Annotated in this window: 16 protein-coding genes, 1 other RNA gene and 2 pseudogenes; 10 read left to right on the top strand and 9 right to left on the bottom strand. The window is 45.0% G+C overall.

The annotated features are described in order from the left end of the window. The first annotated feature begins 10 nt into the window (after positions 1–10). The 6 genes and pseudogenes from bioD (at position 11) to ACESOH_RS04470 (ending at position 4533) form a co-directional block, all read left to right on the top strand. Positions 11–739, top strand: coding sequence for a dethiobiotin synthase (gene bioD / locus ACESOH_RS04445; RefSeq protein WP_032092668.1), 729 nt, complete (start codon positions 11–13; stop codon positions 737–739). A gap of 316 nt (positions 740–1055) precedes the next feature. Continuing rightward, positions 1056–1454, top strand: a complete 399-nt coding sequence (locus ACESOH_RS04450; RefSeq protein WP_032092669.1) for a hypothetical protein — start codon at positions 1056–1058, stop codon at positions 1452–1454. A gap of 116 nt (positions 1455–1570) precedes the next feature. Continuing rightward, positions 1571–1937: a transfer-messenger RNA gene (gene ssrA, locus ACESOH_RS04455) on the top strand. A gap of 236 nt (positions 1938–2173) precedes the next feature. Then, positions 2174–3071 (top strand): annotated as a pseudogene (locus ACESOH_RS04460) (integrase arm-type DNA-binding domain-containing protein). A gap of 210 nt (positions 3072–3281) precedes the next feature. Further along, a complete protein-coding gene (locus ACESOH_RS04465) occupies positions 3282–3548 on the top strand; it encodes a hypothetical protein (protein ID WP_373099981.1) in 267 nt (88 codons plus the stop codon). Between the two features lie 538 nt (positions 3549–4086). Beyond that, positions 4087–4533 carry a LysR substrate-binding domain-containing protein gene (locus ACESOH_RS04470; protein ID WP_373100419.1) on the top strand — a complete coding sequence of 149 codons (447 nt, stop codon included), beginning with the start codon at positions 4087–4089 and terminating at the stop codon, positions 4531–4533. 150 nt (positions 4534–4683) lie between these two features. Here the strand turns inward: ACESOH_RS04470 and ACESOH_RS04475 are convergent, their stop codons facing one another. Genes ACESOH_RS04475 through ACESOH_RS04485 form a run of 3 tightly spaced genes read right to left on the bottom strand, consistent with a single transcriptional unit; the run spans position 4684 to position 5725 of the window. Beyond that, on the bottom strand, positions 4684–5079 hold the full coding sequence (locus ACESOH_RS04475) for a macro domain-containing protein (protein WP_373099983.1): 396 nt from the start codon (positions 5077–5079) through the stop codon (positions 4684–4686). A gap of 54 nt (positions 5080–5133) precedes the next feature. Next, entirely contained in the window at positions 5134–5334 is a 201-nt protein-coding gene (locus ACESOH_RS04480; RefSeq protein ID WP_373099985.1) for a hypothetical protein, read from the bottom strand. Between the two features lies 1 nt (position 5335). Beyond that, positions 5336–5725, bottom strand: coding sequence for a hypothetical protein (locus tag ACESOH_RS04485; RefSeq protein WP_373099987.1), 390 nt, complete (start codon positions 5723–5725; stop codon positions 5336–5338). A 345-nt stretch (positions 5726–6070) separates the two neighbouring features. Here ACESOH_RS04485 and ACESOH_RS04490 point away from each other — a divergent pair, with 345 nt between their 5' ends. Beyond that, the gene (locus ACESOH_RS04490; protein WP_373100420.1) at positions 6071–7993 is read left to right on the top strand and encodes an ABC transporter ATP-binding protein; all 1923 of its coding nucleotides are present in this window, start codon (positions 6071–6073) and stop codon (positions 7991–7993) included. Positions 7994–8143: 150 nt separating this feature from the next. Here the strand turns inward: ACESOH_RS04490 and ACESOH_RS04495 are convergent, their stop codons facing one another. Next, entirely contained in the window at positions 8144–8803 is a 660-nt protein-coding gene (locus ACESOH_RS04495; RefSeq protein ID WP_373099989.1) for an NAD(P)-dependent oxidoreductase, read from the bottom strand. A 144-nt stretch (positions 8804–8947) separates the two neighbouring features. Between ACESOH_RS04495 and ACESOH_RS04500 the strand changes: the two genes are divergently transcribed. Continuing rightward, positions 8948–9310, top strand: coding sequence for a winged helix-turn-helix transcriptional regulator (locus ACESOH_RS04500; RefSeq protein WP_373099991.1), 363 nt, complete (start codon positions 8948–8950; stop codon positions 9308–9310). Between the two features lie 227 nt (positions 9311–9537). Here ACESOH_RS04500 and putP read toward each other — a convergent pair whose 3' ends face one another. Together putP and putA are read right to left on the bottom strand one after the other, a co-directional pair. Next, complete coding sequence (putP, locus tag ACESOH_RS04505; protein WP_373099993.1) at positions 9538–11043, bottom strand: sodium/proline symporter PutP; 1506 nt, start codon at positions 11041–11043, stop codon at positions 9538–9540. A gap of 20 nt (positions 11044–11063) precedes the next feature. Then, positions 11064–14522 carry a bifunctional proline dehydrogenase/L-glutamate gamma-semialdehyde dehydrogenase PutA gene (gene putA / locus ACESOH_RS04510; protein ID WP_373099995.1) on the bottom strand — a complete coding sequence of 1153 codons (3459 nt, stop codon included), beginning with the start codon at positions 14520–14522 and terminating at the stop codon, positions 11064–11066. 1193 nt (positions 14523–15715) lie between these two features. Here putA and ACESOH_RS04515 point away from each other — a divergent pair. Next, positions 15716–17752 carry a BCCT family transporter gene (locus ACESOH_RS04515; RefSeq protein WP_032092672.1) on the top strand — a complete coding sequence of 679 codons (2037 nt, stop codon included), beginning with the start codon at positions 15716–15718 and terminating at the stop codon, positions 17750–17752. Between the two features lie 119 nt (positions 17753–17871). On the opposite strand, the gene sbcB is transcribed toward ACESOH_RS04515, so the two are convergent. Together sbcB and ACESOH_RS04525 are read right to left on the bottom strand one after the other, a co-directional pair. Continuing rightward, complete coding sequence (sbcB, locus tag ACESOH_RS04520; protein WP_373099997.1) at positions 17872–19296, bottom strand: exodeoxyribonuclease I; 1425 nt, start codon at positions 19294–19296, stop codon at positions 17872–17874. Positions 19297–19307: 11 nt separating this feature from the next. Beyond that, positions 19308–20183: an EamA/RhaT family transporter gene (locus ACESOH_RS04525; RefSeq protein ID WP_373099999.1), complete on the bottom strand. Its 876-nt coding sequence runs from the start codon at positions 20181–20183 to the stop codon at positions 19308–19310. Positions 20184–20451: 268 nt separating this feature from the next. Here ACESOH_RS04525 and ACESOH_RS04530 point away from each other — a divergent pair, with 268 nt between their 5' ends. Next, a complete protein-coding gene (locus ACESOH_RS04530; RefSeq protein WP_373100001.1) occupies positions 20452–21114 on the top strand; it encodes an NAD(P)H-dependent oxidoreductase in 663 nt (220 codons plus the stop codon). A 165-nt stretch (positions 21115–21279) separates the two neighbouring features. On the opposite strand, the pseudogene mukB reads toward ACESOH_RS04530, so the two are convergent. Then, positions 21280–25692: pseudogene (mukB, locus tag ACESOH_RS04535) on the bottom strand (chromosome partition protein MukB); the annotation flags it as partial. Positions 25693–25717: the final 25 nt, after the last annotated feature.

The raw sequence follows: 25717 nt of genomic DNA on the forward strand, positions 1-25717 counted from the left end.
AGGAAGGATAATGAGTAGCTTTTTTGTCACCGGTACTGATACCAACGTCGGTAAAACCATTTCCAGCCGTGCGATTATTCAGGCATTACAGCAGGAGGGTATTCAGATTGTCGGTTACAAACCTGTTGCCTGCGGTCAGGATGATCCGGTATATACGGAAATACAAAGCGTATCCGAAAGTGATTATGGCTCAGAAAACAATCCCGATGTGCTGACGCTGATGTCATCCACCCGCCAAGAGGTCGGTTATCGGGATATAAACAGTTACAGTTTTGAACATACCATGCCGATGTTATCGGCAGAAAGCGAACGAATTGATATCGCTAAGATTAACGCGGACTTGGATCGTCTGACCGGCACTTATCAGTCCGTTCTGGTTGAAGGTGCGTTTGGCTGGATGACGCCGATAAATAAAGATTACACCTTTGCCGATTGGGCCAAAAGCCGAAAGATGCCGGTTGTTTTGGTGGTCGGAATAAAAGAAGGCTGTATTAATCATTCGCTATTAACCGTACAATCGATACAGCAGTCAGGGCTGCCTCTGGTCGGCTGGATTGCCAATCGGATTAATCCGGGTTTAGGGCATTATGCCGAAATTATCGATATGCTGACGGCAAAAATCGATGCGCCGTTATTAGGAAAGATTCCCTATGTGCATAAGCCGGAAACTCAGGCATTAGGGCAATATATTACCGATATCGAACGGCTGACTTATATGCAAACCGAGTGGGTAAAATAGCCCGTTAACGCCATTGGTTTAACGGGCTTTTGTCGTCTGATTCTCTTTGTTTAAGCTATATTTCGGTTAAAAATCGAACATGTTTTCGTGGCGGTAAAGATTTACATAGTCTAACATTTTATTTACAGAAAAATTTATTCTTAATAGATTCAGTCAGTTAATCTCTGATTTTGCATTACTTTGCTGATGATGCCAGAGATTTTCAGCCGGAAAATGCAAAATAAAAGTTCCCTTTCAAAAAAAATTGTTACACAATAGCAACCAGCGCAAACCGAGTTTGTGCATTATGATGATTTAATCAATTATAGGAGTAATGATGAAAAAATCACTATTAGCAGCATTAGTATTAGGTGCGACATTAACAGTAACCGGTTGTTTCGACAAGAAAGATGACGCTTCTCAGCAGGTTGAACAAGCGAAAGAAAGCGTATCCGAAGCTAAAGAAGCCGTTTCTCAGGCTGCGGCAGATGTTAAAGACGCGACTGTAGCGAAAGCGGAAGAAGCTAAAGATGCGGTGATGGACAAAGCTGCCGAAATGAAAGATGCAATGTCGGATAAAGCCTCTGAAGTTAAAGACGCAATGTCAGATAAAGCGGAAGAAGTGAAAGACAGCGCACAAGAAATGAAAGATGCCGCCGCAGAAAAAGCGGAAGAAGTTAAAGACGCAGCTGACGAAAAAGCAGCTGAAGTTAAAGATGCAGTGAAATCCGAATAATTTTTATCCTTAACTGTGAAATAGCAAGCCGGAATCCGTATTTCCGGCTTTTTTCTTGAATCACACATTATTTATTTTGTATTTCATTCGATTTTTGTTAGAATTAAGCCGATTTTGGGGCTGATTCTGGATTCGACGGGATTAGCGAAGCCCAAGGTGCACGTCGAGGTGCGGTAGGCCTCGTAAATAAACCGCAAAAAAATAGTCGCAAACGACGAACAATACGCTTTAGCAGCTTAATAACCTGCTCATCGCCTTCTCTCCCCAGCTTCCGCTCGTAAGACGGGGATCAAGAGGAGTCAAATTCAAACGAGATCGCGTGGAAGCCGCAGCTATAGGATCGAAGCGCTAAATTGAAGATAGCTAGTTTATTCTTCGCGTGTCTGTCCGCAGGGGATAAATGAAATCAAAGACCAGACTAAACGTGTAGGACTGAAGGTAGAGTAATTTCGGACGGGGGTTCAACTCCCCCCAGCTCCACCAAATTGAAAACCAAAGCAATCCAATAAGAACCAATAAAGCCTTGAAAACACTTACTTCAAGGCTTTTTTATTGTCCAATACGAGCCAATGAGATATTACTAAATCCTTGAGTTTTAGTTATACTGCTCACCAATTAACAAATCACGTATAATTAAAAAAACTCACGAAGGCTTGATATTTAAGGCTTTGTTGCTGGTTAGATTTTTTTATTAGTTATACGCAGAAAAGGCGGTTATTTTGGCACGTATAACTAAACCTCTTACAAATACAGAGATCGACAAATCCAAGCCTAAAGATAAAGATTACACCCTGTCTGATGGATTGGGGCTTTATTTATTGATTAAATCAACCGGTGCGAAACTATGGCGATTTAATTACTATAAGCCGTTCACCAAAAATCGCACAGAAATTAGTTTAGGTTCATTCCCGACTATTCAATTAGCCGAGGCGCGGGCAATTCGTGAAGAATATCGTGCATTGGTAGCATTGGTAGCCAAAGGCGTCGATCCTAAAGCCCACCGAGAACAGCAACAACAAATACTTAGCGAGTTTATTTACACGTTAAATCTCGCTCAAATTCACTTGCAGACACTCTATTTAATCTTATGGCAACTTCTCACCATGACACGTCCAAATGAGGCCGCAACAGCGCGCTATGAAGATATTGACGAATCAACAAGAATATGGACGATTTACATTCAAAAAGGAATCAAAGAGAACGATAAAGGACGCGTGCATAAATTACCTTATCTCGTCAAGCCTCTTAGCCTTACTGCGTGAAATTAAGAAATTGAGTGGCGGTAAAGAATATTTATTTCCAAGCTTTAGTAATCCCAAAACACATACAAATACGCAAACAGCTAATGCGGCTATTAAAAGGATGGGGTATCACGGTAAATTGGTTGCTCATGGTTTACGTAGCATTGCGAGTACTTATTTAAACGAGCAAGGCTATGACAAAGATCTGATTGAAGTTGCTCTCTCTCATATCAATCAAGATAGGGTTTGAATGGCGTATAACCGAGCGGATTACATCAAACAGCGATTTGTGACTTTACAGGCTTGGGCAGATTTTATTGATGAATGTTCTCAGGGGGCTGTTCCACAATATCACCTAAAAGTAGTGAATGGTTAGGGATTAAAACAGTATTATTTTAGCGATAATTTTATATCGATATTTTTTCAACACTGCTCACGTTACTTGCAACGTTTTTGGAGCAAAATTTTGTCTAAAATCTTAGCATTGTTTACCACGTTCTATACTATGGTTTACGATGAAAACGAAATATGATTTATGTGTGGTGATGATAACAAGTAAGGAAAATACTATGGCTCTTAATATAAAATGTCTTACGATGAATTTAAGACTTTTATGACGGGATTAGCTACGCTTTATTCTGATGTAGATAGTAACTACAATTTTATTTCACTTTATAGCGATTTGAAGTCTATCGCTAAGCGAATTGATCGTCTGCCTCTAGACTTGTTTACTATTTTTGGTGCATATAAAATTGCAGATAATCAAGTCGTGCGTGCTGTTTTTAAAGTAAATTTAGAATACAAAGATGACGATTCATCTCCGCATATTTCAAAAACAGAAGTGAGTTTTTGAAGATACTATATATTTACGTTGTCCATTTAGTGCTAGAGATTTACTCTCCCAACCCGACTATGTTGCTAAAGCTGAGGAAGTTTATCCGAAAATTATGGAAGAATTGCTAAAAGAAAAAGAGAATGAAAGAAGAAAATCTAAAGTTAAATGGACAAAAGAACAAATAGAGGCAATAAATAAAATGATAGAGGATGATAATATTCCATTCTGAGGAGTTACGCATAAATTAAAAATATAATACTTAAAGCCATAGAGAAACCGCTTGATAACAGGTATTATCAAGCGGTTCGGTTAAAAAAAGAATACGATTTTATATCAAGTGCATAGTCAGTTGTTTGTCAAAGTAACGCTCAGATCATTACGATACTTTATTAAACATATAACGAGCAACCTTCCAACTGCCATCGACTTTTTCCAGTACGAAAAGCTCACGATTTTGTTCGGGCACTTTGCTGTTATTTGCCTTATCCGCAAATTTGTTTGCATTTGTTGCCTGATGATAACGTGGTGAATTTAATGGAAAACGCGGTAGATTGCTATTCGTACCGTAGCATTGCCGCCCGACAGCCCGTTAATCGCTCGCCTTTTAACCGTTTGGCAACTCGGCATTTATGCCTCACCCGATTATTTGCAGCAAAACCCGATTAGTCAGCTAACGGATTTAGCACAAGCAAAATGGTTCAAATTCAGTGAAACCTCATTTAACACCGCCTTTGACAGCTTGGCATTAGGCGATTTTGCTGCTGAAAAAGTGATTCAATGCAGTTCAATTTCATCCGCCCGAACGCTGGCATTATCAGGTTGCGGTTTAACCTTTCAACTGTCAGGCGAAGTGGCAAAATATGTCCAAAAAGGCGAGCTAATTCAACTGTTTCCAAACCCTCCAATTCCCCAATATCAGATTTATGCCGTCACCTCTCATCGCACGCAATCGGCTAAAATCAATGCGGTTTTAGCATTGCTCAAAACGGCTTTGGGGGAATAGGGCTGTCTGAAAAGTAGGGTGCGAGTAAATGCACCATTCACGACTTACGATAAAACGGTACGTTTGCAAACGCATCCTACAAGCGGTGGGATTTCCTGAATTTTTTGCAATCGTAAAATCTCGTGAAAATCTGGCCGCACTTTTTATCACCTACCTCAACAATCCCCGATAAATCTCTAAATCTACATCTTTAAACACATTAAACACCACTTTCATTTGTGGATTATCGGATAAAAAGGCTTTGACAGTTCTCACCGCAATTTCTGCCGCCTCTCGATTAGGGAAACGAAATTCACCCGTACTAATGCAACAAAAGGCGACACACTCAATGCCGTGCTGCCGGGCGAGCTCAAGGCAAGAGCGGTAGCAGCTGGCGAGTAGTTCGCAATCTTTTGCCAATAACGCACCGCTAATAATCGGTCCGACTGTGTGTAAAACGTAGGCAGACGGTAAGTTAAACGCAGGGGTGATTTTTGCTTGCCCTGTGGGTTCTAAATGCCCTTGTTTCGCCATCATTTTGACCAAAGCAAAAAGCTGTTGATACAAGGGCAATGCAGACGGCTCAAAACGGTTCGCCCAAATATGCTCCGCCCAATATGCCTATTTTTCTTCTTCCGTTTCAAAGGGATAGAACGCCGCCGAATACATATCTCGCATACCGTAACGCTGGATAAATGGCTGAAAACGTTGGGTAAACCGCTCGCCGCTGTACGTTAAACCTGCCGCCGCCGAAAAACCTGCCCCTGCACCAATTAAAATAAAATCCGCATTTTCAATACGTTGTTTGGCTTGTTGTAACATCTTAAACCTCCTGATAAGTGATGTCGGCGACTTGTTGTTCAAATTCTGCAATGGTCATTGGCGTTTCACTTTTGATTAGTCGAACATTATCTAAACAACGCACTAATTTCAGCGTGCAATCTTCAAATCGGACGACAATCACACTAAAATCAAAAAAATCATATTTACTTTCAAGCATTTTTCCACGTTCTAATAATTGTGGTGCAATTTTGAAATAACCGTGAACAGCTTTTTTACGATTTTCAAACGCAACTTCTTCAATATAAAAACGTTGTTGGTTGTGGGTAATTGTTTTAGCAAAACGGAATGTACCGAAATGCAGTAAGCGTGGTTTTTGGCGAATAGCGAAAATAAAAATTAAACTAAAAATAAATAATAAGATAAACAGCATTTTGTTTTACTTCCTAAAAGTAAGTGTTTTGAAAGTAGTATAGATGTTTAACTTATTTTATGGAAGTACTTACAAGAATGTAAGATTTGAAATCTTTCCGTAACCTATTGAATTTAAATGAAAATAAAATTTAAAATTTTTTGTATAGGGAGGCTAAAAGGCATTTGGTATATCTTAGTGCTAAAAAAATGGACATTACTTCTAAATAATTATGCTAAAATGAGACTGGCATTTTATTAACTTATCAAGGTTTGTTTATCAACAAGGTAAACAACCTCTAACATTTAAAGGTACAAATTATGATGAAATTTTTTACAGGGATTACCCTGATATATGGAATATATTATGATATTTTTTACAGATTTAATTTTAAAGCGAAATATAAATACTTTACTTGAACACACTTCTGCAACTATCCACGCTGGTCAAAAAGTCGGGCTTGTCGGCAAAAACGGTTGTGGAAAATCCTCTCTTTTTTCCTTATTAAAAGGCGAATTGCAAGCTGAAGGCGGCGAAGTTTCGCTTCCTAAAAGTTGGGCAATTTCTTGGGTTGATCAAGAAACGCCAGCATTAGACATTTCGGCAATAGATTACGTTATTCAAGGTGATCGTGAATACTCAGCACTAATGGCACAGCTAGATAAAGCCAATGCTGAAAACAATGGTAATTTAATTGCGACAATTTATGCTCAATTAGACACGATCGATGCTTGGACTATTCGAGCAAGAGCAGCCACCCTACTAAATGGTTTAAGCTTTTCAACTGAGCAACTTAATTTACCAGTCAAGTCTTTTTCTGGCGGTTGGCGTATGCGGTTAAATTTGGCGCAAGCCTTAATTTGCCGTTCGGATTTATTGCTGTTGGACGAACCAACAAACCACTTGGATTTGGATGCGGTTATTTGGTTAGAACGATGGCTAACAAATTATCGTGGAACTTTATTGCTTATTTCGCACGATAGAGATTTTTTAGAGCCAATCATTGATAGGGTTATCCATATTGAAAATCAAAAACTGTTTGAATATACGGGTAACTACACTTCATTTGAAATTCAACGTTCAATAAAAATTTCGCAACAAAATGCGGCTTATCAGCAACAACAGCGAAAAATTGCCCATTTACAGCGTTTTATTGATCGATTTAGAGTAAAAGCGACCAAAGCGAAACAAGCGCAAAGCCGTATTAAAGCCCTTGAAAAAATGGAATTGATTGCCCCAGCTCACGTTGATTCACCTTTTGAATTCGAGTTTAAACCACCTTTGGCTTTACCTAGTCCATTATTGATGACAGAAAAAGTGGATACAGGCTATGGAGAAAAAACGGTTTTAAAATCAGTTACACTCAGCTTAATGCCGGGATCTCGTATTGGGTTGTTAGGGCGAAATGGTGCAGGTAAATCGACCTTAATTAAGTTGCTTGCTGGCAAGTTGGCTGCACAAAGTGGACATATCCAATTAGCAAAAGATATACAAGTAGGCTATTTTGCCCAGCATCAAGTAGATACATTGCGCTTTGACGAAAGTCCATTGTGGCATTTGGCAAAATTAGCCCCTGAAAAAACGGAGCAAGAATTGCGAAATTACTTAGGTGGCTTTAATTTCAAGGGCGATAAAGTCAAACAAGACGTTGGTTCATTTTCAGGTGGAGAAAAAGCACGTTTAGTATTAGCGTTAATTGTGTGGCAACGTCCAAATCTACTCTTATTGGACGAACCTACTAACCATTTAGATTTAGATATGCGTCAAGCTTTAACAGATGCTTTAACTTATTATGAAGGAGCATTAGTACTCGTTTCGCACGATAGACATTTATTGCGTAGTACGGTCAATGAATTTTATTTAGTGCATAATAATCAAGTTGAAGAATTCAAAGGCGATTTAGATGATTATCAAAAATGGTTAAATGAGCAACATAGCCTTGATCTTGCAAAATCTATCGAAAATTCAACCGCTTGCGTGGCAGAAAAGCAAGATACTGCTCCAAATTATAAAGAGCAAAAACGTTTAGCCGCAGAGCTTCGCCAACAAACCTTCCCTTTACGCCAAAAAATGACCCAATTGGAAAAGGATTTAGAGAAAGCCTCAAGCCAATTGGCAGAGCTTGAAACCTTATTGGCTTCAAGTGAAATTTATAATGCAGAAAATAAAGGTGAATTAACAGAAGCATTAGCAAAACAAACGGAAGCTAAGCTGAAAGTTGAACAAATTGAATTGGCGTGGTTAGAAGCTCGAGAACAACTAGAAGCTATGACAAGCAATCAAGCGTAATTTTCTACTTTTATTAATAACTACGTAAAAATGGTGATGGCGGATTTTAGATCCGCCATACAAAATTACCGCACTTTTACTGAATACAAAAATGCCGCCTGTATGTTTCAAGATACAGACGGCATTTTTAAATTTTAATCCCTATTTTCGTTATTTGCTTGCCACAGTAAAGCGTTTAAACAAATGTGCCTGTTTTTCCGCATCATCTGCAATAGCAATCGCTAAGTCTGCTATGCTGATGCCTGCTGGGGCTTCGCCGTTCATCAACAACTCTTCGCTGCCTAAACGGTATTCGCCTGTACGCTCTTCACTATAACCACCAGTTACGCCTAATAAAGCTGGTGGCGAAATAAACGCCCAGTTTACATCACGGCGATCACGCAAGTCGTTGAGCAAATTACGCGCCGCATTAGCCCCTGCAAAAATCTCTTTCGGGAAAGCGTCTGTGTCAATCAATTGCACATTTGGTGCAACATACAAGCTACCTGCACCACCCACAATCAATAAATACGGCACTTGTGCTGCTTTTGCTGCTTCGGTAATCGCATTCGCCCCACGGGTAAAATCTTCGGCGATATTTGGATTTGTCCAACCTGGGTTAAATGCACTCACTACCGCATCAAAACCTTTTAACTGCTCGGCAAAATTTGCAGAATTCACATCAAAACTGACCGCTTGCACGTTGTCCGCTTTTGCTACTTTGTCGGTGTTACGAGCAAATGCGGTGACTTGATGACCACGGCTCGCTAACTCCGCCACTACTGCACTACCGACATAACCTGTTGCACCAATTACTGCGATTTTTTTCATTTTGTTTTCCTCTGATTAAGTTGATTAAATTTGCCAAACTGGCTGATGTGGCGTATTATAGATTATAACTTATTTTTGAGAAGTACTTACAAAAATGTTAGTTTGAAAATATTTTTTAACTTATTGAAATACAAGGAAATAAAAATGACAAAATTTTCAGATTCAATAGAACGGGGTTATGTTTTATCCGCTCAATGCCCTTCCCGTGAGATTTTGCAACATCTCACTAACCGTTGGGGGGTGTTGGTGATGATTGTGTTGATGAAAGGCACAAAGCGGTTTAGCGAAATCCGCCGTGAGATTGACGGTGTGAGCGAGCGTATGCTGACCCAAACACTACAACAGCTAGAACAAGATGGTATGCTCAATCGTAAATCTTACAATACCGTACCGCCACACGTGGAATATTCGCTGACCGACTACGGCAAAGAAGCGGGAACAAAACTGGCGGATTTAGTCGATTGGTTGGAAGAGAACTTGGCGGAGATTTTACGGAGTAAGGCGTAAGACAAGCGGTGGGATTTGATACATGAAAAATATAGCTAAGCAAATCAACTGCTTTATTGCCCAATGTGTGCCAATGAGATATTACTAAATCCTTGAGTTCTAGTAGTACGTTTAGTAGGATCTTACTACCAAGGTAAAAAAGCCGTACTACTTTATAAAAAAATTTGCACCCTAAAGTGCGGTTGATTTTTCGATCGATTTTAGGGTGCAATTTTATTCACCGGCAATTAAGCCTGGCTTCTGCGGTTAAATTCTGCCAGCGCCTGATCAAATTTTTCGGCAACCTGCGTATTCACCGGCGCAAAAACAGAGGAAGTAATGGTGATAAACGAACAGACTAAAAAGCCCGGGATAATTTCATATAATTTGGCTAAATCGTCCCAACCCCAATATTGCATTAGTGGGCTCCAGATGACAACTGTCAGCGCACCGGAAAGCATACCCCAAAGCGCCGCTTTGGAACTGATGTTACGGTTGAATAGCGATAAAATCACTACCGGGCCGAATGCCGCGCCGAAGCCCGCCCAGGCGTAAGAAACCAGACTCATTACTTTAGAATTCGGATCCTGTGCGATGCACATCGCGATAACGGCAATCACCAATACCATAAGCCGGCCGACCCAGACCAGCTCCAGACTGGATGCCGTTTTACGGAAAAAGCCTTTATAAAAATCTTCCGTAATCGCCGCGGAGCACATCAGCAACTGCGCGGAAAGGGTACTCATAATCGCCGCCAGAATCGCGGATAACACGATGCCAACAATCCACGGATTAAACATCTGTTTCGACAACTCAATAAAGACGGATTCCGCATTATCCAGCGCAATATTACCGGCGGTAAAGTAGGCGAGACCGAAATAGCCGACCGCAACGGCGCCGCCCAGACATAAAAACATCCAGCCGATACCGATTCGACGGGCTTTCACTAAAGACTGTACGGAATCGGCCGCCATAAAGCGCGCCAGAATATGCGGCTGACCGAAATATCCTAATCCCCAGGCTAATGCGGAAACAACGCCGATACCGGAAACGTTATGCAGCCAGTTGGAATAGGGGATCTGAGTCAGGGCGGATTTATTTTCCAGCGCCTGGCTGATTTCTTCCCAGCTCAGATTAAGCAACACCATGACCGGCGCGAGCAATAACGCGAAGATCATTAATGTTGCCTGAATGGTATCACTCCAGGAAACCGCTAAATAACCGCCGATAAAGGTATAAATAATGGTCGCCAGCGCACCGAACCAAAGTGCGGTGGAATAATCCAGCCCCAGCAGGCTTTGGAATAATTTGGCACCGGCAACCACACCGGATGCGCAATAAATGGTAAAGAAAAACAGGATAATGGCCGAAGAAATAATTTTCAGCGCTTTCTTTTGGCGCGGAAAACGTTGCGCGAAAAATTCCGGCAAGGTCAGCGCATTAGCATAATTTTCGGTGAATATGCGCAGCCGACCCGCAACCACGCGATAATTCATATATGCCCCGATAGTTAATCCAATGGCAATCCAAGCCTCCGACAAACCGGCAAGAAAAATCGCCCCCGGTAAGCCCATCAGCAACCAGCCTGACATATCCGACGCGCCCGCCGACATGGCGGTGACAAAACTGCCCATTTTTCGTCCGCCGAGAATGTAATCGTCAAAATTATTGGTTGAGCGATAGGCATAAATCCCGATCCCCAGAATAATAATCAGGTAAAGGCCGAAAGTGATATATATTTGATTATTCTGCATAAAATGCTCCTTAGTTCGTCTTATTGTTCCTGCGCTGCCATTAAGGAGGCATTTCCGCCCGCCGCCGTGGTGTTTTCACTGCGTGAAAATTCGTCATACAGCGGAATAATATCCTGAGTATCACGCCAGTCATAACATTTGAAAATCGCACGGCAATGTTGGGCATACCATAACCGCTGCTCTTTACTCAGTGCGGTTAAAAATACGCCTTTTTGGCAATCTTTAAAATCCGCAGAAACACGGATTCCGTTTAACGCGTCGCGTTTTGCCAACGGATGTTCCGGCTGTAACAAGACGGTAAAGCCGTGCGCAAGCAGTTTTTGCGCCGCTTTTTCAGCCTGCATTTCATCACCGTTTAAAATAGCCACCTCACAAGGTAAATAGGCCAGCGTATTTTCCTCACCGGTAATGCTGTCCAATACGGGGCTTGCGCTTAATAAGGTTTGCCCATCACCAAACCGGCTGTGATATTGCGTAGTTTTGGTTAAGCGTTGTAAATAAAACTCACCGCCGGCTTTCGGCCCGGTGCCGGATAAACCGTGGCCGCCAAAAGGCTGTACGCCAACCACCGCACCGACAATATTACGGTTAACATAGAAATTACCGCAGTTCAGGTGATTTTCCACAAAGTCGATTTGTTTGCGGATACGGCTGTGGCAGCCGCCGGTCAAGGCGTAACCTTTGGCGTTAACGGCGGCCAATGTGGCGCCTAATTCATCTTTACGATAGGTAATGATATGCAGAATCGGGCCGAATACTTCACGCGTTAACTGATCCAAATTATCCAACCAATATGCGGCGGGCGCTACATAATGTCCTGAGGCTGGCGTGTCCAGTTCAACATAACGGCGGGCAATCTGCCGCATTAAGGCTTTATGATTGTCCAGATTTTCTTTCGCTTCATTATCGATAACCGGGCCGACATCGGTCGCCAGTAATGCCGGATTGCCTACGGTCAGCTCTTGCATGGCTTCGGTAATCATCGTATAGAGTTTGTCCGCAACGTCTTCCTGCAATAACAAAATCCGTAATGCGGAGCAACGCTGGCCGGCGGAATCAAATGCCGAACTCAGTACATCGGCGGTGACTTGCTCGGATAACGCGGAAGAATCCACGACCAAAACATTTTGCCCGCCGGTTTCGGCAATCAGAACCGGATCGTGATCGGCTTGCGCCAGCTGTTGATTAATTGATTTAGCCACTTCCGTCGAACCGGTAAAGACCACCGCATCAAAAGGATGAGCAACCAATCCCGCACCGATATCGCCGGCGCCCAGCACCAGCTGTAGGGCAGAGCGGGACAGTCCGGCCTGATAAAACAGGTTGACCGCCGCAAAGGCGATTAATGAAGTTTGCTCCGCCGGTTTGGCCACCACCGCGTTGCCGGCCGCCAGTGAGGCGGCAATTTGCCCGGTAAAAATCGCCAGCGGGAAATTCCACGGCGAAATACAAAGTGCGGTTCCGCGCGGCGGGGCGGCTTGTTTGTCGTTTTCCAGCTGCTCGATTTGCTGACTGTAATAACGTAAAAAATCCACCGCTTCGCGCAATTCCGCGATGGCATTCGGTAAGGTTTTTCCGGCTTCCAGTACGGCTAATTTCATTAATAACGCGTAATTGGCCTCGTATAAATCCGCGGTTTTGCGCAAAATCGTCGCTTTTTCCACCGCACTTTTCTGTGGCCAGTCGCTGCTTTTCGCCATGGAAAAGACGGTTTCTAAATGCGCTTTATGAAAGAAGGAAACCTGTCCCACCTCGTGCTGTAAATCCGCCGGATTGATAACCGGGTGCGAGGTGGCGTGGCAATTCTCATCGGCAAACGCCACCAATGATTTGGCATCATGAATCTCCGCCTGATTAAATGCTTGTTCCAGTTGCTCCAACGTCAGCTCGTTGGTTAAATCAAAGCCGGCGGAATTTTGGCGGTCGTTAAATAATGCCAGCGGATGATGCACCGCTTTATTACTGTGGCCTTGTGATTCGGCATAGCGTTTCCATGGCGGCGTAACCAATTGTTCGGCAGGAATGGTTTCATCCACTAATTGATGAACGAAAGAGGAATTGGCACCGTTTTCCAATAAACGGCGAACTAAGTAGGCGAGTAGGGTTTCATGGGTACCTACTGGGGCATAAACGCGCACCAGACGATCAAAATTTTCTTTCCCCGTGATATTGTCATACAGCGTTTCGCCCATTCCATGTAAACATTGAAATTCATATTGTTTATCCTGACCGAGTTCATAAACCGTACACAGGGTTTGCACGTTATGCGTGGCGAATTGCGGATAAATCACATCCTGCGCTTCCAGCAGTTTTTTTGCGCAGGCAATATACGCAATATCGGAATGATTTTTTCTGGTATAGAGCGGGAAGCCGTCTAAACCGTCGGTCTGCGCCCATTTAATTTCACTGTCCCAATAAGCGCCTTTCACCAACCGAATCATCAGATACGCCTGTTTTTCTCTGGCCAACGCAATCAAGTAATCAATGACCTTCGGGCAGCGCTTGGAATAAGCCTGCACCACATATCCGATTCCGCGATAACCTTTCAGTTCCGGTTCGTCCAACAGTTTTTCGACCAAATCTAAAGAAAGTTCGAGGCGATTGGCCTCTTCGGCGTCAATATTGACGCTGATGTCGTATTCTTTCGCCGTAATAAAGAGTTGCTTCAACTTAGGATAAAGCTCGTCCATTACCCGATCATACTGCGCCCGGCTGTAACGCGGGTGAATAGCGGATAATTTTACCGACACACTGTTTGAACGATAAATATCGCGTTCTTTCGATTCATTGCCGACCACAGCGATTGCCTGCAGATAATCCTGAAAATAGCGTTGCGCATCGGCTTTTGTCATCGCAGCTTCGCCAAGCATATCAAAGGAGTAGGCATAACCTTTGGCGATACGTTTTTGCACCCGTTTCAACGCACTGCCGATATCCGTGCCGGTCACAAACTGTTCACCCAGAATTTTCATGGCGCGCACCATGGCAAGACGCATAACCGGTGCCGACAGGCGGGCAAAACTGCGGGTCAGTGCATTCGATAGGTCATTTTCATCAAACGTCTGGCTGACTTTTTTGCCGAGTAAAAGCCCATATCCCGCGGCATTAATAAAGAGGGAAGCGGACTTACCGATATGAGATTTCCAATCGCCTTCCTTCAGTTTGTCATGAATTAACTCATCACGCGTTTGATTATCCGGAATGCGCAGCAAAGCCTCGGCCAGACACATTAAGGCAATGCCTTCATCATCGCCCAATGAAAATTCCTGCATCAGGGCATCTACACCGTATTGATTTTTCTTGATTTTGCGCACTTTATTGATCAGCGTCACCGCATTGTTATGGATGCTCACCTCCTGTTCTGGTGTAAAATCAATGGTTTGCTGTAAGGCATCAACGGCGGTTTTTTCATCGAGACGATAGTAAGCGGTAATATCTCTACGGAGTTTGCTATATTGCTTTGACAGTTTAAATTTCATGGCATAGTCCTCAATGTAAAAGGGTTGTTAAAATTTAGCAATCAATATGTTGCAAGTAAATAACCAGCTTTTGCTTTTGTGATAATACTCACAATTTTCAAATGGACTCTCCGGGAGGAGATTAAGTGACAATGTCACTGGAATGTTATTGAAAAAGTGCGGTCAGAAAATTCACTATTTTTAACCGCACTTGAGATGCCATTTCGATCGGCGTTCCAAAACAAAAATACTTACCGGTTTACAATCATTTCTCCAATCAATGAGAATTTAATCTAAAGAAAAAAATACGCTTAATCCATGTCAGATTTTACGCCGCATTATTAAATTAATATCGCCAATCCGGAAAATTCTAACTACATATCACTCCCATAATGATTTACATAACCTTTACATTATCATTAATCATTGCATAAACCATAAAATAACCGCGTGACGGTGCGTCTTTGAATGTGATTTTGTCTAGCTTAACCAGTAAAAGTGACCTGTGCATAACCTTGTGATTTTCTTAACCCGTAGTTTTTGCTCACCTTATCACTAATTTCGCATAATGTATATTATGTTAAATAAAATATATGATAATGTCACATGGATAAATGGATTTTCTAAGCCTACCCTAAAACGGCATTGATACTGAAAAATAATGATTTTGTTATGTTGATTTCTGTGCGGTTTTTTATTTCATTTAATCTGAATTTTTAGAAAACATAATTGATGCACAAAAGCTAAAATTGGGAAATGGCAATTTAATGCCGGTCATGCGGGTTTATTTTTGGCAACGCTACGTAAAATCTGATAATTAACCAAGCAATTAAATCGCCGGATTTTAAATTTGAAACATATTCTCGGCATGACTTTAATCACCTATACTTGTGACGATGTCACAATATCTGAATAGGAACCCTCCTATCCGTAATCATGAACCCAATAAGATCGAAGTCTTATCATCGAAAAGAATAAAAATTTTAATAACTTTATGTTATAATGCCGCGCTTTTTTCGAAATTATATCTGTAATTTCTTTCCATTCATCCATCATGGATGCTCAATCATACTAAGATAAGGTATTTGCATTAATATCATATCTTATTGATTATTAAGTTTTTCTTTTAAGATAAATTGTTGTGCCGACTTCGCGTTGCAAGTCCTGCGCTACATAATGATTCCGGCATAATGATTATCGATAAATATAGGAGTATGAACGTTTTGTTTTTTTCAAAACTTATTCAGCAAAAATCGTCATTTAATCCGTTTGTCATCAGTATTACGGTAATGCTCGTCGTTTTACTGGTGCTGGCGACATTACTGTTACCGCAGCAAACCGCATGGCTATTAGACTGGGCAAAATCAGGTATCTTTACTAATTTCAGCTGGTTTTACATTCTGGTTTTTTCGGTGTTTCTTTGTTTTTTGCTGATCCTGTCTATCAGTAGCCTCGGCAATATTAAATTAGGCGCTGACGAAGAAGAACCCGAATTTTCATTTCCCTCCTGGGTGGCGATGTTGTTTGCCGCCGGCATGGGGGTCGGTTTGATGTTTTTCGGCGTTGCCGAACCGTTGATTCATTCCTTCTCTTCAATTACAACCGGTGATATGGAACATAAACAGCAGGAAGCCCTTTTGCACACCTTCTTTCACTGGGGTATGCACGCCTGGGCGGTGTATGCCGTGATTGCGTTATCACTCGCCTATTTCGGTTTCCGCTATAAACTGCCCTTAGCATTGCGCTCATGCTTTTATCCGTTGTTAAAAGAACGGATTAACGGCAAAATCGGCGATGTGATTGATATTATGGCGCTTATCGCCACCCTGTTCGGGATTATCACCACGCTGGGGTTCGGCGCAACACAGCTAGGCGCCGGGTTGGAACAGCTCGGTTGGTTAAATCACAGTGATTTTTCGATTCAGGTAGGCATTATTCTTGTGGTTATGACGCTGGCCATCATGTCGGCTATTTCCGGCGTGGGCAAAGGGGTTAAAATGTTAAGCGAAATCAATCTGACCTTGGCTATCGGTCTGATGCTGTTCGTTTTATTTACCGGCCCGACGCTGCATTTATTTGCCACATTCAGTGACAATTTAGGCACTTATTTGAGCAATCTGATTGAACTTAGCTTTAAAACCTATGCTTACGAGTCAGAAAACACCGGTTGGTTTACCGGCTGGACGATTTTATATTGGGCATGGTGGTGTTCATGGGCGCCGTTTGTCGGCTTGTTTATCGCCCGAATTTCACGCGGACGGACTATCCGCGAGTTTATTTTCGGCGTACTGGCGGTACCCAGTTTATTCTGTGTGTTGTGGTTCACGATTTTTGGTAACAGCGCGCTGTGGCTGGACATCAACGTGGCCGACGGTATGTTACATGAAATGACCTCCACGCCGGAAAAATTATTATTCAAGTTTCTGGAATTCTTACCATTACCGACGCTGACCGGCATTGTTGCGCTGCTGGTTATCTCGCTGTTTTTTATTACCTCGGCGGATTCGGGGATTTATGTCTTAAATAATATGGCTTCCCGCGATAAAAGTTTGGTTGCGCCGCGCTGGCAGGCCGCAAGCTGGGGCATCCTGATCGCCATTGTTGCGATCGTCTTGCTGAAAGCCGGCGGTTTGGCCACGCTGCAAACAATGACGCTGATTGTGGCACTGCCCTTTGCGGTTTTAATGCTGATTATGTGTTTCAGTTTATGGAAGGGGTTGTCGATTGATAAGAAATATTTTGAAACTCAGATCACACCGACCAGCATCTTCTGGAACAGCGATACCTGGAAAGCCCGTTTAGGTCAAATGCTGAATCAGACGCAGGAAAAAGACATTTTAAAATTCCTCAAACACATTGCCTTACCGGCTATGCGTGAGCTGCGTCAGGAGTTGATCGGCGTGCATAATCTGAATGTTGATGTCGTTCCCTATCTTGAGGCGGAAGAACCTTGCGTTGAAATTATCATCAAAAAAGAATCAATGCGGGATTTTATGTACGGCATTAAATCCGTGGGTCATGAAGTCTCCGAACAATTGATTGATGATGATCATCTGCCACATATTCGGCACACGATGACCTATCAGCCGATCACTTATTTCTTTGACGGCAGAACCGGTTACGATGTGCAGTATATGACCCGCAACGAACTGATCGCCGATATTCTGACCCAATACGAACGTTATCTCAGTCTGCTGGATGATGTGGGACAGGAATTAATGGCGCACGAACAAACCGAATTAGCCGAATAACCAATAACGAAACGGTGGATACGATATTCACCGTTTTTTTATACTTTGCTTTATGTCACGGCGGTGTAGCGCGTAAAAAAACGTCGCGTTTTTATACCGCACTTTTTGCGGTGGCCTGTTTAACCCAGCAATCTGACGCCATAGTCATAAACTTGCTGCAACAATGCCAGTTTTTCGGGCTGATCGGCATGCTCCTCTGCCAAACGCTGCAAACTTTGCTGAAATTCCACCGCACTTTTTTCCAGTTTCTGACGGCGATATTTATCCCATTTCACCTGCTCTGCCCGGGTTAAGGTTTTATAAAAATGTCTGGCGCGGTAATGGAACAGCAATTCGCCGATGCGCGGATCCTGAAAGGTGAGACCGCAGTCGGCTAATTTTTCCGGCGGCAGATCGCGCAAAATCGCCATATTATTTTTATCGTTATAGTTAAAAAAACCGTTATAAAGCGCCGTTTCTACGTTATCGCTCGGTTCGAATGCGCGCTCATCGCTAAAAATCGCCATCACTTTTTCGCGAATGGTGGTTGAAGCGCGCAGTTTTTTCAGGTTCTCCAGACAATGTTCCCGATCGATACCTAAACGGGCAGCGGTTTGCGGCAGCAGTGTTTTGGCCGGCGCGATAATCGGGCATTTATTGATATGCACGAGTTTTAACGGTACCGGCGGCACGCCGCGTGCTTCCAGTTCACTTTTCTTGGTGTATAAATTTTGCTGTAATTCGACCGCACTTTTACTCAGCAGATCGTCAATGTTACTGTCCAAATCGCAGACAATCACCGCATTCTGATTGGTCGGGTGCCATGCCAGCGGAGCGATCCAAGTGGTGTTGCCGCGATAATTGCCCAGCATGCCGGACACATGCACCAACGGCGTCATTTCTGCGGTATTAATCAGCGCTTCAATGGCTTTCTTGCCGCGATTTTCAAAAAAATACTGATAAAGTTTCGGCTGTTTCTGCTTGATAAGTTTCGCCATTTCAATCGTGGCGTACACATCTGCCATCGCATCGTGCGCGTTGCTGTGTTCAATGCCGTTGGCGCGGGTTAAATTTTCCAGCCGAAAAGACGGCATGCCATCCTCATCCGCTGGCCAGTTAATGCCCTCCGGACGCAGCGCATAACAGGCGCGCACCACATCCAGCAAATCCCAGCGGGAATTGCCGTTTTTCCAGCTGTATTCATAGGGATCGATAAAATTGCGATAAAACGTATAACGGGTCATTTCATCGTCATAGCGAATATTATTGAACCCCATCACGCAGGTATTCGGCCGGCTGAATTCCTGCGCAATCCGCGCGGCAAACTCCGGTTCCGACAGCCCCTTTTCATTGCATTGCTGCGGAGTAATGCCGGTAACCAGCACCGCTTCCGGCGCCGGCAGATAATCATTGGTTTGTTTACAATACAACATCACCGGCTCGCCGATAATATTAAACTCAATATCGGTGCGAATACCGGCAAACTGTGCCGGACGATCGGTGGCCGGGTTTATACCGAAACTCTCGTAGTCGTAAATAAAAAATGAGAAATCATTGTGTGTCATGACAATTCGCCCTAAGCCAGAATAGCATCCAAATAGAATAAGCAGATAATTGACGAAACGCCCAGAATAAGCCCTACTCCATTGATTTTGCTGATTTTCTCTTTAAATACGAACGCGCCGACCAAGGTTCCCAGACAGATCACACCGACATTCATCCCGGCAAAAACCAGCGTCGGATTTTGATTAAAACTCTGATGCGCCTTAATATAAAACAGAATATTCATGAAATTTAACCCGCCCAGCACCACTCCGCCGATCAGGCTTGGGGTTGTCCAGTGCGTTCGTTTCAGCAGTAAATAAATAAACATCACGCAGGCCGCAAGCACAAAGGCGATAAATAATGTGGTCGGAAACGCGCCGCCCATTTTCGCCGTTTGTTTAAACAGAATATCAATCACGCCATAGCCCAACCAGACCAGAATCAGGCTGATAACGCCCTTTGCCGTGCTGCCGGACATGGTTTGCGTCGGTTTGGAAATCAGGCAAAACAGCGCAGAAAACGCCAGCACAACACCGATTAAGCGCGCTTGGCTGAGCTGCTCACCAAAAATCAAAAAGGCCGCCAGAATCGGCAGAAATAAAGATAATCGCTGCGCGGCGTCGGAACGGACAATGCCGGCAAACTCCACCGCTTTCGACATAATAATGAATACCGACGGCAGCAAAATTCCCAGCGCGAGAAAAATCGGCGCATGTTCGCTCCGTATAATAAATTGACTTAATCCCATGCCGTTGAAATCAGGCCGCAGCAGATAATACGCCAATGCAAGCGCCACAATATAATTAAACGCAATTGCCTGTTCGATCACAATATTTGTTTTACGCGCCACTTTTAACAACACGGACACCGCAACACTGCAAAGCACCGCAAAAATGAGATAGTGCATGAATAATCCTTTTTATAAGACGTTATCTATTTCACAAGCCATTACCATAACGGCCGCACTTTTATATTATGGTTGTGAAATATATAGCAATGCACTATCTCACTGCAAGATCAATAAGAAAGAAAAACCATGCGATGAGCGCCAAAACATAACCAAGCAGACTGCTTAAGGCCTTTTTTACGGAGACGGCAACGCCGAACGGGTATGCGCTGCACGTTATTTCCTTTATAATAATCCGAATTTTCATCGCCCAATCAGGAGAATAAAGATGAGCCAAATCACCAAACAGCAAGTGCTGGACGGCTTTCATTTCCGTGCCGCAACCCGTAAATATGATCCGCATAAAAAAGTCAGTAAAGACGATTTTCAATATATTCTGGAACTTGCTCGTTTATCGCCGAGTTCCGTCGGCTCCGAACCTTGGAAATTTCTGGTAGTGCAAAATCCGGCAATTCGCGCCAAAATCAAAGAAGTTGGCTGGGGTATTGCAACCCAAATTGATGATGCCAGCTATTTAGTCGTGATTTTAGCCAAGAAAAACGCGCGTTATGATTCCGCCTATTTCCGTAACGCGCTGGAAAAACGCGGCCTGACTGAAGAACAGATCAGCAAAGCCGTTTCACGTTATCAGTCTTTTCAGACCGATGATATGAAACTGCTGGAAAGCGAGCGCGCCCTCTTTGACTGGACATCCAAACAAACCTATATCGCACTGGCGAATATGATGACCGGCGCCGCGCTTATCGGCATCGACAGCTGCCCGGTAGAGGGTTTTAATTATGCGGAAGTCAACCGCATTCTGGCTGAAGCCGGCGCTTTCGACCCGGCTGAATGGGGCGTTTCCGTGATGGTAACCTTCGGTTATCGCGCCAAAGAAATCAAAGCCAAATACCGCAAACCGATTGACGAAATCGTCGAATGGATTGAATAAGCGGTGAGCATTGGATTTTACTCGGTAGCACGATCGGAATCGGATTAATTATCGCCGGCGTGCTGGTGATCAACCTGTTTTCCGCCGGTTCTCATTAAGTTAAACAAAAAGTGCGGTGTTTTTTCTGAAAATTTTTCATTTTCCCACCGCACTTTTGTATATTGCTTAGGCGCTTGCCCCAAACCCACGCAATCCGACCACATGAACGTGTTCCTGGTTGCCGGCGATTTTGCGCACCAGTTTATAAGTGGTGCCTTTTTCCGGGCTGATATTTTCCGGCGCGGCGATCAGCAGCTGCATATCTAGCCGTTCGCATAATTCAAACAGCGTTGAAATGGATTTGGCGTCCAAACGGGCGGCTTCGTCGAGGAATAACAAGCGGCAAGGAACAATGTCTTTACCGCGAATACGACGGCTTTCTTCTTCCCAGCTTTGCACCACCATTAAGAGAATCGACATCCCCGTACCGATGGCTTCACCGGTGGATAACGCGCCGCTTTCCGCGCGCAGCCAGCCATCGGCGCCGCGATAAACTTCCACTTCAAGATCCAGATAATTACGGTAATCCAGCAATTCTTCGCCGATTGTCTGCGCGGTACGCTGTCCCATATCGATATGCGGATTTAAACGCTGATATAATTTCGCAATCGCTTCCGAGAAGGTGATGCGGTTGTCGCTGAACAAATCCTGATAATCGTCCTGATTGCCGGAAAGCGCATCCAGCAGCATGGCGTGCGTATCGCGGATATTGACCACCAGACGCACGGATTTCACCTGCCCGAAGGAAATATTCTGCAATCCCTGATTTAGCATGCGAATGCGGTTTTGTTCGCGCTGAATGGTTTTGCGCATAATATTTGCTACGCTCTCGGCGCTGATCGCCAGTTTTTTCTCGCGCCCGGTCAACTCATCCGTTAAGCGGGAAAGCTCAATTTCCATTTGCTCAATCGCATCAATCGGATCGTCGGTTTTGATAATATCCTGACGAATACGCTCACGCAGATGCTGATATACCGCAATAAAGAACCGCACTTTATTTTCCGGCTTGCGGCTGTCTTCGGAAAGCCGCAGCGCATCGCGCAGATATTCGTTGTCCGCCACCGCCGTGCGCAGCGCACCCAGCGCTTTATCCGACATGGAACGCAGATCGTCCGCCGATAAATAAGCCAGTTCGCGGCGGTTTAAGCGTTTTTCCACATCGCTGTTGCGAGACAGGCGCAACACCACGCACCAGCTGACTTTGGCGGCTACCACCAGTTCGCGCTGGGTTTTGTAATCCCGTTCGGCTTTACGAATGCGGCGGCTGAGGTTTTCGCTGTCGCTTTCGATTAACGTCAATTGTTTTTCAATATAGGTGCGGCGCTGACGGCTGGCGGACAGTTGCTGATATAATTCGTCGCGGCGCGCTCGGGCGCGTTCTTCCGCGCCGTCGTCCGCCCGCACGCCCAGCTGGCTGATTTCATCGATCAGCTCATTTAACATTTTATTTTTTTCTTCATAGGCGCTGCGCAGTTCAATATACACCTGATTATATTGAGCAAAACGCACCTGCTTCTGACGCACCTGTTCCCGCTGCTGTTCCCGTTGTTGCTGAACCTGTTCCAACCGCGCACGTAATTGTTCGTTCAGTTCGGAGGTTTCCGATTTCACCGTTTCCTCGTAGCTGAAATGGTTTTTACGCTGTGCGACGTCCGCCAGCGCGAAAACCCGTTGCTGCATTTGTTTTTGTCGGCTGATTGCCTGTTGGTAATCCGCTTTCAGGCGCTCATAATTTTCCGGATCGCTTTGCAGCGTATTGGCGATCGGTTCCAGTTGTGACAACGTCGCGCCGTGACGGCGAATAAAAATTTCATCCTGTTCCGCTGCATCCAGCTGCTCGCGGCATTCTTCAATGCGGTCAAGCAAATCGTCGTCCGCCAGTAAACTTAACTGCGGAACCAGTTTATTCAGCAGCTGAATTTGCTCTTTCGCCTCATCAAGACGAAGGCGGATTTGCTGTTCGCTGCCGGAAAGCTGGTTCAATTCCCGCTCGATCTCAGTTCGTTCACGGTTGATTTCCGCCATTCGCTGTTCCGGATTCGGCTGGAACGCCAAGGCTAAATGCAGCCCGACGAACTGGCTGAAATGCTCATGTAAACGCTGGCATTTCTGCACATCGAACGCCCGTTGCGCATAATGTTCCGCCACCTCTTCACGCTGCAACTGTAACGCTTCCAACCGTTTTTCCCGCGCGGCGCGGCCGAACAACGGAATTTCCGGGAATTTAGAATAACGCAATTCGCGATCGGAGACCTGAACCACCACGCCGTGTTCCAGCTCCTGCGCCGATAATACGCTGTCGTCAAAGGCGCTCGGATCGCCTTCGATTAAATATAAATCATCCGGGCAATCCTCCAGCTGTGCCAACTGCCCTTTCACGGCATTCAGATCACGCACCACAATGGCATGACGCGCCGGGCCGTATAAGGCGGAAAAATACGGCGCGTCTTCAAAAGGCACATCGTCATACAGCTCCGACAGCAATACCCCGCCGAAGCGTTCCGCCAGCATATTCAGCCGGGCGTCTTCCGAACCGTCGGGCTGACTCAGACGTGAAATCTGTTCATCCAGCTGCTGACGCTGGTGTTCCAGTTGATCGCGCTGAATGGTCAGCTCTCGTTCTTTCACCAGCTGTTGCTGCATGAAGTTCATCACATCCTGACTGTCGGCAAAATGCTGCCCGCTCTGCTCCTGCAGGCGTTCCAATGCGGCCTGCGCGGTCAGCCACGCCGGCGCTTTATTGGCATTTTCGTTATAAAGTGCGGTCAATTGCTCGCGTTTTTGCCGCAGGGTCGAACGGCTTTCCACCTGTTCCGATAATTCGGCCTCGAGTTCTTCCAGCCGGCTTTCCTGCTCCGCATGATAGTCTTCCAGTTCATCTGCGCTTTGCAGGGCTAAATCGGCACGCTGATTAAATTCGTTTAATAAACGCACCGCACTTTGCTGCCGACCGTAGCGTTGTTCCAGTTCATGCAGCTTTGCCCGCAGCTGCGGGGTTTGTTGTGCCTGCAGCCGTTGTGTCGGGTATTCGCGCAATAATGCTTTCGCACTTTCCCACGCGCCGGCGCGCGGCATTTCGCCGGCGATGCTGCACACCAGCCGATAGGCTTTGTCGAACTGCGATTTTGCCGCTTCCGATAGCGACATTTTCTGCTCTAAATCCAGCACATTGTTGGTAATATCTTCCGCCTGTGCGGCGAATTCGGCATAATAATCATCCACGTTTTTCACGGCCAAATCCGCCAGCCCGCACAACTGCTTGGCTTTTTCCAGCGCCTGTATCGCCTGCTGGTATTGCAGCGCTCGGGTTTGTTGGGCATCCAGCGCCTGTTGATAGTCCGCCAGCTGGCCGCGCAGTTGATCCACTTCCTGCTCGGTTTGCTCGAAACGCGCCTGACTTTCCGCCTGCTGCTCATTGGCCTCTTCTACGGCGGCTTTCTGTTCTTCCAGCTTTTCCCGCAGCGCGGCGACATCTTCATGATAACGGGAGATTTTTTCCTGATGGCGCAAGGCATTCAGCACTAAATTCAGGTGATCCGCCGCGCTTTGGTGATCCACTTCCAGCACCTGTTCGCGTTCCGCCAGTTCCGCCGCCTCACGGCTTAAATCCACCAGACGGTGCTGCGCCAAATCCTGCTCGGCTTTGCCGCTATACCAGTCTTTACGGAACGTCAGCGCCGTTTCGATATTGCCGCGCCGCTCATTGGCATTGCGCATATAATCGGAGGCCACATAATTGGTGGTTTCCGTGATCAGGTGTTTAAACAGATCGCGGTCGGCCTGCGTGACTTTAATCGCCTCCAGGGTCATGCGGTTTTCGCGCAGCGCGCTTTCCATATCCTGAAAGGCTTTGCGCACGCCTAAATTTTCCGGCAATAAATAATCGCGCAGCGAACGGGTGATGGCGCTGGAGATCCCGCCGTAGAGCGAGGCTTCGATTAATTTATAGAATTTGCTGCGATCGGAAGACGAACGCAGGCGTTTCGGAATAATGCCCAGATCAAACATCATCGAATGGTAATCGCCGATGGAATGATATTGTTTGAATTGAGCGCCGAGGGTTTCGATTTTATCTTTTAACTCGTTCAGGTTCAGCACCCGCGCCTGACGTTCCCCGACCGATTCGGTAAACACGGTGGTCGGGTTTAAGGACAATTCCAGCCCCTGAACGGAAAAGGTTTTAATATCCACTTTTTTATCGCGGCCGGCCACCTGCTGCAAGCGCACCCCGACTAAAACCCGCTGACGACGGGAATTGACCGTATCCAACACCGCATAACATACGCCCGGACGCAGTTTGCCGTGCAACCCTTTATCGCGCGAACCGCCGGTAGAGCCGGCTTCCGTGGTGTTACGGAAGTGCAGTAAGGTCAGATCCGGAATCAGCGCGGTAACAAAGCCCGCCATGGTGGTGGATTTCCCCGCCCCATTACCGCCGGAAAGCGTGGTGACCAGTTCATCCAGATCAAAAGTGCGGGCGAAAAAGCCGTTCCAGTTGATCAGGGTTAAAGAGCGGAATTTGCCGCGTTCAACAGAATTCGCCGACGGTGAGGCGTCGTCGAAT

This window comes from Necropsobacter rosorum (assembly GCF_964241405.1).
Classification (GTDB): Bacteria; Pseudomonadota; Gammaproteobacteria; order Enterobacterales; family Pasteurellaceae; genus Necropsobacter; species Necropsobacter rosorum.